Origin of the sequence: Roseburia sp. OM03-7AC, assembly GCF_003462625.1 — a bacterium.
Taxonomy (GTDB): Bacteria; Bacillota; Clostridia; order Lachnospirales; family Lachnospiraceae; genus Roseburia_C; species Roseburia_C amylophila.
This window is the reverse complement of record NZ_QTZJ01000001.1, coordinates 1,185,315-1,197,828: the sequence shown is the minus strand read 5'-3', so window position 1 is coordinate 1,197,828 and position 12,514 is coordinate 1,185,315. Positions and strand designations below refer to the sequence as shown.

Here is a 12,514-nt window from a genome sequence, read left to right as displayed (position 1 = left end):
AATTTTGGAAACTGATTTTAGAAAATGAGTTTCAAACAGTGAGAAAATCAAAAGAAACAGGAAACTGTGTTTTGTGTATAAAATTCACAAGACACAGTTTCTTTTTTATGAAGAACTATTGTGAAAAGTGTGATAATTATTGATAAAAATAACCGGATATTGTATAATATATACAAATACTGTGATGAATCACGACAAAAAACAACCTGTGAGGGGAGCAATACAGGTATCATACAAAGGAGGGGCACATGGCAGAACCAAGAGAATTGATTCTGAAACTCGGTCAGAAAATTACAGACCGAATCGGAGTGAAAGTTACGGAAAATGACCCGGAATACTGGGGACTTGCCGGAGTGGTAACGGATGAGATGGCAGAAGTTGCACTGGCAATGAAAGTCAGAGTACCGGCTACCGCAGCAGAAGTAGCAAAGAAATGTAAGAAGAGCGTAGAACGGACCGAAGAACTGTTAGAGCAGATGAGTGTCATCGGACTGATTGAATACAACCGGGAAAATGAAGACCATCATAAGCAGTACATACTGCCAATGTTTGTTCCGGGCTGTGCAGAATTCATGGTAATGAATAAAGAGCAGGTGGAAACACATCCGGAGATTGCAGATTTCTTTGAACAGATGTCAAAACTTCCGCTGGAGAAAGTTACACCTATGGTTCCGCTGGGTGGAGCAGGAATCGGAATGCATGTTATTCCGGTAGAAAAAGCAATCCCGGCAAACCAGCAGTCGGCAAGCGTGGAGCATATTTCCCACTGGCTCAATAAATATGATAAATATTCCGTTGGTGCATGTTCCTGCAGACGTCAGCAGCGAATCCGTGGGGAGGGAACCGGAGACTTAGAGGATGATTTATGTATTGGTGTCGGTGACATGGCAGATTACTGTGTAGAGACCGGAAAGGGCCGTTACATTGATTATGATGAGGTAATGGAGATTCTGCAGCGTGCAGAGGATAATGGCTATGTCCATCAGATTACGAATATTGACGGAGAAGATAAAATCTTTGCAATCTGTAACTGTGCAGTTGGTGTATGTAATGCACTGCGAACATCCCAGCTTTTTAACACACCAAACATGTCACGGTCCGCATACCGTGCCAGTGTAGAACCGGAGAAATGTGTAGCCTGCGGAAGATGCGTAGAGTACTGTCCGGCCGGAGCAGCAAAGCTTGGACAGAAATTATGTACCAGAGATGGCGGACATATCACTTATCCACAGCAGGAACTTCCGGATACTACGAAGTGGGGACCGGAGAAATGGAATCCGAATTATAAGGATGATAACCAGATTAACTGCTATGATACCGGTACTGCACCATGTAAGACAGCATGTCCGGCACATCTTCCGGTACAGGGCTATATTAAGATGGCATCCCAGGGAAGATATCTGGATGCATTAAAGCTGATTAAGACGGAGAATCCGTTCCCGGCAGTCTGTGGTGCAATCTGTAACCGCCGGTGCGAGGACGCCTGCACCAGAGGAACTATTGACCAGGCAGTTGCTATTGATGAAATCAAGAAATTTATTGCGGAACAGGAACTCCATGCTGAAAAACGCTATATTCCGCCAATGTTAAATTATTCCGGCAAGCCTTTTGAGGAGAAGGTAGCGGTAATCGGGGCAGGTCCGGCAGGAATGTCAGCAGCCTTTTATTTAAAGAAGATGGGATATCCGGTAACTGTATTTGAAAAAGAAAAAAGACCGGGTGGTATGCTGATGAATGGTATTCCATCTTTCCGTCTGGAAAAAGATGTAATAAATGTAGAAATCGATGTGCTGCGCGAGATGGGGGTAGAATTCAGGTGCGGCGTAGAAGTTGGCGAGGACATCACAATAGCACAGCTGCGTGAACAGGGGTATAAAGCATTTTACATAGCAATTGGTGCACAGGGTGGACGTATGACCGGAGTACCGGGAGAAGACGCAGTAGGCGTAGAAACCGGAGTAGACTTCTTACGTCGTGTCAACTTAAATGAAGAAGGCGTGAAATTATCCGGCAAGACCGTAGTAATCGGTGGAGGAAATGTAGCAGTAGATGTTGCAAGAACAGCACTCCGTACAGGCTCTTCTGAAGTATCCATGTTCTGCCTGGAATCCAGGGATATCATGCCGGCAGCAGATGATGAAGTGGCAGAAGCAGAAGAGGAAGGCATTACAGTTAATAATTCCTGGGGACCAAAGGAAATCCTTACCGAGAATGGCAAAGTAACCGCAGTGGTATTCAAAAAATGTATCTCTGTACTGGATGAGAATAAACGGTTTGCACCAAAATATGACGAAGAAGAATTATTAACGGTTCCTTGTGACCAGGTATTATTATCCATTGGACAGTCTATTAAGTGGGGGGCTTTATTAGAAGGAACCAGAGTGGAGTTTAATCCGAACGGAACCTTAAAGGCAGACCCGGTAACATATCAGACCGCAGAGCCAGATATTTTTACCGGAGGAGATAACTATACCGGACCAAGATTTGCCATTGATGCCATTGCAGCAGGAAAAGAAGGCTGTGTATCTATTCACCGTTTTGTTCATGAAGGACAGAGCCTTACTTTGGGACGTAACAGAAGACAGTTCATTGAGCTGGATAAAGACAATATTAAAGTTGAGACCTTTGACAATGCAAAACGTCAGGTGCCGGGACATAAGGCTGGAGATGCAAAGCATACTTTCCGTGATTTACGAAGCACCTTTACCGAGGAGCAGGTACAGAAGGAAGCAAACCGCTGCCTGGGCTGTGGTGCTACCGTAGTAGACCCGAATAAGTGTATCGGCTGTGGAATCTGTACAACGAAGTGCGAATTTGACGCCATCCACTTAAGCCGTGACCTGCCGGATGCAAGCCGCATGGTAAAATCAGAAGACAAGTTAAAGGCAATCTTCCCATATATGTTAAAGCGTGAGATTAAGATTAAATTCAAAGGCAGGAAGAAATAAAAAGCAGGATGTGAGTGTATGCATGAACTGGGAATTATCATTCATATTTCCAAAACATTAAAGGAAGTAGCAGAAGAAAATGAAGTGACGAAGATAGGTTCTGTTACTTTGGAAATTGGAGAAGTCAGCGGAATTGTCCCGGAATACCTTTTAGACTGCTGGGACTATTACCGGAAGAAATCGGACCTGTTATCGGAATCGGAACTGCGTATCGAGACGCTTCCGGCGGTAACCATGTGCGAGAATTGCAAAAAGACTTATCCGACTGTAAAATTCGGCAGACAATGTCCGTACTGTAAGAGTGATGACACCTATCTGCTGACGGGAAATGAATGCAGTATCAAAGAAATGGAGGCCTGCTGAGGCAGGCTTTCGGATAAAATATTTATCAAAGAAAGAAGGGGTTAAAAATGTTGTTTCATGTTTATGGAGGAAATGGAATTTATCAGTGGATTGCCATGCTGGCAGTCTTAGCCGGACTTATTTTATTAAATGAGTTTGCAAGAAGAACCAAGTTTGGTGGACTTATGATGTTTGGAATTATTCCGCTGGCACTTACCGTTTACTTTGTTGTAATTGCAGTATGCGCAGGACAGGGCGTAGAATGGGCAGTAAATAACCAGACACATCTTTATATGAATGGATGGTTCCATTACGCAAAACTGTATGCAGCACTTGCCGGATGTATCGGCTTTATGATGATTAAGTATGAATGGGGTATTGGAAAGAAACAGTGGTTCCGCGCATTCCCGTTTGTAATTGTAGCAATTAATATTTTGATTGCAGTAGCCAGCGATTTCGAATCCGCAATCAACGGCTGGTATTCCTGGTGGTTATCTTCCGAAGATGTATGGCTCTATGGTGGCTGGCACAACGTAATGAACGGAATCGCAGGAATCTTAAATATCCTTTGCATGACAGGCTGGTGGAAAGTATATTCCTCCAAAGACAAGAAGGATATGATCTGGCCGGATATGATCTGGGTTTACATTGTAGTATATGATATCTGGAACTTTGCTTATACCTACAATTGTCTGCCAACCCACTCCTGGTTCTGTGGTGTAGCACTGCTTTTAGCACCTACTATTGCAGCATTAATCTGGAACAAGGGTGGCTGGATTATGAACCGTGCAAATACACTGGCAATCTGGTGTATGTTTGCCCAGATTTTTCCACTGTTTCAGGAGACTGCTGCCGATGGAACAACCTATTATCCATGGGCAACCATTTCCAGACAGTATGCAGACGGAACGGTAAATGGCATTGTAGCAGGAACTTCGAACAATGCAGATCCGACCGCAATGACAATCGTCAGCGCACTGGCACTGATTGTAAATGCCATTGCTTTAGGATACATCATTTACAAATCTGTAAAGAATAAGAAGAATCCGTATACCAACGAAGTATTTACAGACTTCAAGTATTATAAAGATGCACTGGCAAGAGCAGATGTAAAATAGGGTATAATTGAGGAACTGGAAATGAAAGTAATTGAAGTAAAAAGAAGTATATTTGAAAATAATGATAAGGATGCTGCCAGCTTAAGAGAACGGTTAAAGGGAGAGAAAACATTTCTCTTAAATCTGATGTCTTCACCGGGAAGTGGCAAGACTTCTACCCTGGTGCCAACGGTCAATGAACTATTAAAGGACTACCGGGTAGGAGTCATGGAAGCGGATATTGATTCCGATGTAGATGCATGGACGATTGCTGATAAGACAAAGGCAAAGGTTGTGCAGCTTCATACCGGCGGTATGTGCCATCTGGATGCAGACATGACCAGACAGGGCTTGAAGGAACTTGGCACTGAGGATGTAGATATTGCTATCCTTGAAAATGTGGGGAACCTTGTCTGCCCGGCAGAATTTGATACCGGAGCAGTGAAGAATGCAATGATTTTATCCGTACCGGAAGGACACGACAAGCCATTGAAATATCCATTAATCTTTACCGTATGCGATGCACTTATTATTAATAAAATTGATGTGCTGCCATATTTTGACTTTGATATGGATAAGGTAAAGGAGTATGCATGGAAACGGAATCCGAATCTTAAGATATTCCCAATCTCCGCAAAGACCGGAGAGGGAATGGAAGTATGGTACTCCTGGCTGAAAGAAGAAGCAGATAAATGGATGAAATAAAGTATCCTTTTGGGTGAGAAAACAGCCGGAAATATCGCAAAAAAACTAATAAAAGAACAAAAAATAATTAATTGATTAAAAAATGCCCTTGCAATAGGGATAGAAAAGTGCTATAGTCCTAGCTGTAGACGAAGATGTCAAAAACACGAAAACGTGTTTTTGGCATCTTTTTTTTACTTTACAGGAAATTGCTTTCCTGTAAAGTAAAAAACGCTCCGCGAGGATGCACACTGCGGCGTATAAGGCAGATATCGCAAGCGACCGCCGCAGGCACGAGAATGTGCCAAGGCACATGCTTTGCTCCGTGCGCTACTCGCATAAAGAGTTTCTCAAGTGAAAAGAAGGAGGATTAGATATGAATACTGGAGATACAGCCTTTATGCTGATTGCAACAGCACTTGTGTTTTTTATGACACCGGGACTTGCATTTTTCTATGGAGGTCTTGTACGAAGAAAGAATGTATGTAACACAATGATGGCATGTGTGGCAATCATGGGATTGTCGGTAGTGCTTTGGACACTGTTTGGTTATTCCCTTGCATTTGGTGGCAATCACGGAGGTATCATCGGAGATTTCCGTTGGATAGCCTTGAATGGTGTAGGCTGGGAGACAGGACCTTATGCAGATACCATTCCACATCTTGTATTCTGTGCATTCCAGATGATGTTTGCCATGATTACACCGGCACTGATTACCGGTTCCTTAGTAGGAAGAATGAAGTTTAAGGCACTGTTTCTCTTTGTAACACTATGGTCCTTTGTTGTATATTATCCACTGGCACATATGGTCTGGGGAGAAGGCGGACTTTTAGCAGCCATTGGCTCTGTTGACTTCGCAGGAGGAGATGTGGTACATATCAGTTCCGGAATCAGCGCACTGGTTCTGGCAATCATACTTGGAAGAAGACGTGGCTATGAGCAGGTAACTTATCGTATTCATAATATCCCGTTTGTTGTATTGGGAGCATCCCTTTTATGGTTTGGCTGGTTTGGATTTAATGCAGGAAGTGCACTGGCAGCCGATGGACTGGCAGCCCATGCATTTATGACATCTGCAATTTCTGCAGCAGCAGCCTTATTATCCTGGATGTTTATTGATGTTGTAAAAGAAGGAAAGCCAACCCTGGTAGGCGCATCCACCGGACTTGTAGTAGGACTTGTGGCAATTACACCGGGTGCAGGATTTGTTCCAATCTGGTCAGCATTTATTATCGGAGCTTTGGTCAGCCCGATTTGTTACTTCGGAGTTGCACTTATTAAGAAAAAACTGAAAATTGATGATGCGCTGGATGCATTTGGATGCCATGGAATCGGCGGTATCTGGGGTGGAATTGCTACCGGAATTTTTGCACAGAAATCCATTAACAGTACTGCAAAATGGGATGGTCTGGTGTTTGGAGATTACCGTCTTTTCCTGGCACAGATGGAAGGAATTTTAATTACAATTGTAATTGCAGTGGTTGGTACCCTGTTTTGTGTGGCAGTGGTAAGGATTTTTACACCGCTTCGTGTAAGCTTAAAAGAAGAACAGCTTGGACTGGATGTAACACAGCATGGAGAAAATGCTTACCCAAGCTTCAACGGATTAGACCAGTAGGATAGAAAAGGAGATAATCAGATATGATGATTAAAATAGATGCAATTGTGCGGGAAGAAAAATTCGAAGATGTAAAAGCAGCATTAAATGCCATCGGAGTCAACGGTATTACAGTATCGCAGGTTATGGGCTGTGGTGTGCAGAGAGGATATAAGGAAATCGTCCGGGGCATGGAAGTGGCAGTGCAGATGCTTCCGAAAATCAAATTTGAAATCGTAGTATCTTCCGAAGAATGGGAACAAAAGACCATCGAAGCCATTCAGAAGGCAGCCTTTACCGGAGAAGTCGGCGATGGCAAAATCTTCAGCTATGAGATTCGCTCCGCCCAGAAAATCCGTACCGGAGAGACCGGCTATGACGCATTACAGAGCAACGATTAAAGGAAGGATAGATTAAAAAAGTAATACAAAATTGATTAAATTTAGACCTTGACATTAAATTTAAAAGGGAGTAAAAACAATAATTAAATAATTCATATGAGGAGGAAATTGAAAATGAATGGTTTAGTTATTGTATTAATAGCCATCGTATTGTTGGCTGCCGGTTATTTACTTTATGGACGCTGGCTGGCTAAGAAATGGGGAATCGACCCGAAAGCTGAAACCCCTGCAGTAAAATATGAAGACGGAGAGGACTTTGTTCCTTCATCCAGATTTACCGTATTCTCACATCAGTTCTCATCTATCGCTGGTGCAGGCCCTGTAACGGGACCAATCCTTGCCAGTGTGTTCGGATGGGTACCTGTATTCTTATGGATAGTAGTTGGTGGATTGTTCTTCGGAGCAGTACAGGACTTCGGTGCTCTGTACGCATCAGTTAAGAATGAGGGAAAATCCATGGGTATGATTATTGAAAAGTACATCGGTAAGATGGGAAGAAAACTTTTCATGTTATTCTGCTGGTTATTTACCCTTTTGGTAATCGCAGCATTTACAGATATGGTTGCCGGAACCTTCAATGCATATCCGGCAGGTGATGGTAATGCTGTATATGCTAACGGTGCAGCAGCAACTGTTTCCATGTTATTTATTGGTGTTGCAGTTATCCTTGGTATTATCTTAAAGAAAGCACCAAAGATGAACGAAATCGTAAAAGGTATCGTTGCAATTGCATTAATCGTAGTGATGTTTGCAGTAGGTATGAAACTTCCAATCTATACCAATAAGACCATGTGGATCTACATTATCATGATTTACTTATTCTTAGCATCGGTACTTCCAATGTGGCTTTTGATGCAGCCAAGAGATTATATGACAACCTTTATGCTTCTTGGTATGATTATCGGCGCAGTTGTTGGTGTAGTAGTTGCACATCCTGCAATGCAGTTAAATGCATTTAACGGATTCGTTTTAACCGGAGCAGACGGAAGTAAATCCTATCTGTTCCCGACCTTATTTGTAACCATTGCCTGCGGTGCTGTTTCCGGATTCCACAGTCTGGTATCTTCTGAGACATCATCTAAGACCATCCGCAATGAAAAAGATATGCCTATGGTTGGTTATGGCGCAATGGTAGTAGAGTCATTACTTGGAATTATCGTATTGGTCGTTGTTGGTGCAGTAGCTGTAAATGGTACAAAACCAGATGGAACACCATTTGCAATCTTCTCATCCGGTGTTGCTGGCTTCCTTGAGATGTTAGGTGTACCAAATGATGTGGCAACTGTATTTATGACCATGTGTGTATCTGCATTAGCACTTACTTCACTGGATTCTGTAGCACGTATCGGACGAATGTCCTTCCAGGAATTATTCTATGAGGATACAACAGACCCTGCAAAAATGGGTGGTGTCCGCAGAGTATTAACCAATAAATATTTCGCAACAATCGTGACCTTATTCTTTGGATACTTATTAACACTGGGTGGATACAACAATGTATGGCCGCTGTTTGGTTCTGCAAACCAGTTACTTGCAGCACTTGTTCTGATTGCACTGGCTGTATTCTTAAAGACTACCGGACGTACCGGCTGGACACTGTATGTACCAATGGTAAGCATGCTGGCAGTAACCTTTACTGCACTGGTTCAGAAATTCATTGCACTGGTAAGCAATGTAATGAATGGAACTGCAGTATTTCTGATAGATGGTTTGCAGCTCATTGTTGCAGTTCTTCTGATGGTATTAGGTGTTATGGTGGCAGCAAGCTGCTTTACCAAACTGTTAAAGACCAAAAAACAGGAAGAAGCATAAATTGAATAGAAATTAAATTGAAATTTTTAAATGGAAATTACATTTACTTCTTTTCAAATGGGGAAAAATAAGATACAATCTTGAGTTATGAGATAGTAAAGGAGCAAATGACGATGATTAAGGTAGTTAAATTTGGTGGAAGTTCACTTGCAAGTGCAACACAGTTTGCAAAAGTAGGCAGGATTATCACATCAGACCCGGAACGCCGCTATGTTGTACCAAGTGCACCGGGAAAACGAAATTCCAAAGATACCAAGGTAACGGATATGTTATATGCATGTTATGCTCTGGCAGAAAATGATGAGGATTTCGATAAGGAATTAAAAAAGATTGCAGAACGTTATGATTCCATTATTAACGGACTGAACTTAAAGCTTTCTCTGAAAGATGAGTTTGAAGTAATTGCGAAGAACTTTGCAGCCAAGACAGGTCCTGATTATGCAGCTTCCAGAGGCGAATATTTAAATGGTATTGTAATGGCGAACTATTTAGGCTATGAATTTGTGGATGCGGCAGAAGTAATCTTCTTTGATAAAGATGGTAACTTTGATGCAGACAAGACAGATAAAGTGTTGAGCAAACGTCTTTCCAAGGTTGAACGTGCTGTAGTTCCTGGATTTTACGGTTCCATGCCGGACGGAAGTGTTAAGACCTTCTCCAGAGGAGGCTCTGATATTACCGGTTCTATTGTTGCAAAAGCAGTACATGCAACAGCATATGAGAACTGGACGGATGTATCCGGATTCCTGATTGCAGACCCAAGAATTATTGACAATCCGGAACCAATTAAAGTAATTACATACCGTGAGTTAAGAGAGCTTTCCTACATGGGAGCAAGCGTATTACATGAAGATGCAGTATTCCCGGTCCGTAAAGCCGGTATTCCAATCAACATCCGTAATACCAATGCACCGGAAGATGAGGGAACATGGATTGTGGAAACAACCTGTCACCAGTCCAAATATACCATTACCGGTATTGCCGGAAAGAAAGGCTTCGTATCTGTAAATATTGATAAAGATATGATGAATTCAGAAGTTGGTTTTGGACGTAAAGTGCTTTCTGCATTTGAAGAAAACGGTATTAACTTTGAACATATGCCATCTGGTATTGATACCATGACCGTATTTGTACATCAGCCGGAATTTGAAGGCAAGGAACAGGCAGTTGTATCTGCAATTCACCGCCTTGCAAAGCCGGACAGCGTAGAATTGGAGTCTAACATCGCCCTGATTGCAGTTGTAGGACGCGGTATGCGTTCCACCAGAGGAACATCCGGAAGAATTTTCTCAGCACTGGCACATGCAAATGTCAATGTTAAGATGATTGACCAGGGGTCATCTGAGTTAAATATTATCATTGGAGTAAGTAATTCTGATTTTGAAAATGCCATCAAGGCAATTTACGATATTTTCGTAACAACGCAGTTATAAGAAAACTGAAGAAAATATATAAAGAAGATGTAGAAAAAGAGACCTGTTATTTTGCAGGTCTTTTTTTACTTTACAGGAAATTGCTTTCCTGTAAAGTAAAAAACGCTCCACGAGGATGCACACTGCGGCGTATAAGGTAGATGCCGCAAGCGACCGTCGCAGGCACGAGAATGTGGGATAAATGTCTGGTAAATAAATTTAAAGAGTTTCATAAAAAGCAGGTGGAAAGTCGGAATATTTGTGGTAAAATAAAAGAAATATGCTGGAGGGAACATAATGGAAGAACTGGGTAATATTGCAGTCTTTTTAGCTGGATGGAATAGTGAATATCAGACCAGATTAATCAATGGTATTATTCGTAAGGCAAAGGAAGCAAACTATGCAATCTCTATTTTTACCTGTCAGGCAGGGAGTGAGATTTCGGACAAGCATGTGCTTGGAGAAAATAAAATATATTCGCTGGCTAATCTTTCGCGTTTTGATGGCGTAATTTTTGCGACCAATACAATTTGGGAGAAAACAACAAAAGAGGAAATTATTCGAAGAATACATCACGCTGGCATTCCTGCAGTAAGCTTTGAGGAAAAGGTAGAAGGCTTAAGCCTGATTGGAATAGATAATTATAAGGCAATGCGGGAGATGATAGAGCATGTTGACAGTCATGGCTATCATCCAATTCATTTTGTAGCTGCAAATGCAACAAATGAAGAGAGTAATATCCGCCAGAAGGCATTTGAAGATTTTGTGGAAGAAAAGAACTATTCAACAGAAGATTATACGGTATGGCATGGGGATTTTTCCTTTGACAGTGGCGTACAGGTAGTGGATGCCATGGAAGAGGCTGGAAGGATGCCACGGGCACTTTGCTGTGCCAATGATGAGATGGCATTAGGTGCCTGCAACCGTTTGAAACAGTTGGGATATCAGGTGCCACAGGACATAGCAGTAACAGGATTTGATGGCTCTTATGATACCCGGCGCTATATTCCGGGAATTACTACGGTAGACAGACCCAAGGAGACACTGGGATATACCGCTATGCAGTTGCTTTTGCAGGAAATTGAGACAGGGAAGAAACAGGAACTGATTTTGACATCCCGTGTTGCAGTGGATGAAAGCTGTGGCTGTGTTTTAGAGGACAAAAAGCGTGTGGCATCTGCGATAGAGACGTTATACCTTGAAAAAAAAGAAAATGAAAAATATACTTATCAGATACACAATATGGAAGATGAGATGATGGAGTGCGAATCATTGGAAGAATTAATCTTCTGTATCCGTCAGAATATTGGAAAGTTTACGACAGAGGATGTATATCTGTGCCTGAATAAGAGTATTTATTATGAGATGACCGGCCGCGGTAACAGCATTTTACGCAACCGCACAATTACCCGGGATTATGAAAACAAGATATACATAACCAAATTAAATAATGAGGACGGCATGCCGGAATTTTATTCTTTTACCAGTGAGCAGATGTTCCCGGCAATGTGGAATGGCAGAGGTTCAGGGGAATATCTCTATATGCCGGTTCATTTCAGGGATAATTGCCTGGGATATATGATACTGACCGGTACATTGGATACAAAACATATTCCGAATTATTATGTCTGGATTCGTAATATCAGTAATGCATTGGAAAAGTTAAAGAATGTATCAGAACTTCGGAATGCTGCCCGTAACATTGATAATATGGCAGTCCGCGACAGCCTGACAGGAGTTTATAACCGGATGGGAATCAACCGTTTTGTGGTAGATATGGTAAAACAGGCAAATACCAGCAGACGTCGATTGTTATTTATCTTTGCTGATATGGACGGGTTAAAGAAAATCAATGATGAGTTTGGTCATGAAGCGGGTGACCAGGCAATCTGCCTTGCAGCAGAGGCGTTGCAGGAGGCGTTCTGTGAAAAGGAACTGATTATCCGTTATGGAGGGGACGAATTCTTAGTGGTTTCTGATGCTTTATGCTGGGAACAGGCTGAAGAAAAGAAAGCTCAGATAACAGCCTTGTTAAAGCAGTGGCAGAGGGATGAGAAGCTGCCGTACCGTCTGTCTATGAGTATTGGTTATTACCAGAAGGAGCCGGATACCGAGGCATCCATGGAACAGTATATTAACTGGGCAGATGAGCGAATGTATGAGATGAAATGTAAGAACCGTGAGCAGCGAAAATAAATAATAAGTATAAAAAGCATGAAAG

The 12,514-nt window shown here is 42.2% G+C and carries 9 protein-coding genes; all 9 read left to right on the top strand.

The features are described from left to right. Positions 1–248 precede the first annotated feature (248 nt). The 9 genes from DXB39_RS05765 to DXB39_RS05725 all read left to right on the top strand — a co-directional run bounded on the left by DXB39_RS05765 (position 249) and on the right by DXB39_RS05725 (position 12,489). Positions 249–2,948, top strand: a complete 2,700-nt coding sequence (locus tag DXB39_RS05765) for an FAD-dependent oxidoreductase (protein ID WP_117840598.1) — start codon at positions 249–251, stop codon at positions 2,946–2,948. 18 nt (positions 2,949–2,966) lie between these two features. After that, a complete protein-coding gene (locus DXB39_RS05760; RefSeq protein WP_117697576.1) occupies positions 2,967–3,311 on the top strand; it encodes a hydrogenase maturation nickel metallochaperone HypA in 345 nt (114 codons plus the stop codon). 47 nt (positions 3,312–3,358) lie between these two features. Beyond that, entirely contained in the window at positions 3,359–4,408 is a 1,050-nt protein-coding gene (locus DXB39_RS05755; RefSeq protein ID WP_117840600.1) for a DUF5692 family protein, read from the top strand. A 21-nt stretch (positions 4,409–4,429) separates the two neighbouring features. Further along, positions 4,430–5,092 (top strand): hydrogenase nickel incorporation protein HypB, encoded by a 663-nt coding sequence (gene hypB, locus DXB39_RS05750; protein WP_117840602.1) that lies wholly within the window; start codon positions 4,430–4,432, stop codon positions 5,090–5,092. Positions 5,093–5,447: 355 nt separating this feature from the next. Further along, complete coding sequence (locus tag DXB39_RS05745) at positions 5,448–6,689, top strand: ammonium transporter (protein ID WP_117840604.1); 1,242 nt, start codon at positions 5,448–5,450, stop codon at positions 6,687–6,689. Positions 6,690–6,712: 23 nt separating this feature from the next. Beyond that, positions 6,713–7,069: a P-II family nitrogen regulator gene (locus tag DXB39_RS05740; RefSeq protein WP_022243940.1), complete on the top strand. Its 357-nt coding sequence runs from the start codon at positions 6,713–6,715 to the stop codon at positions 7,067–7,069. Positions 7,070–7,183: 114 nt separating this feature from the next. Continuing rightward, positions 7,184–8,881: a carbon starvation CstA family protein gene (locus tag DXB39_RS05735; RefSeq protein WP_117840605.1), complete on the top strand. Its 1,698-nt coding sequence runs from the start codon at positions 7,184–7,186 to the stop codon at positions 8,879–8,881. 113 nt (positions 8,882–8,994) lie between these two features. Then, positions 8,995–10,314 (top strand): aspartate kinase, encoded by a 1,320-nt coding sequence (locus DXB39_RS05730; protein WP_117840607.1) that lies wholly within the window; start codon positions 8,995–8,997, stop codon positions 10,312–10,314. A gap of 276 nt (positions 10,315–10,590) precedes the next feature. After that, complete coding sequence (locus tag DXB39_RS05725; RefSeq protein ID WP_117840609.1) at positions 10,591–12,489, top strand: diguanylate cyclase; 1,899 nt, start codon at positions 10,591–10,593, stop codon at positions 12,487–12,489. Positions 12,490–12,514 lie beyond the last annotated feature (25 nt).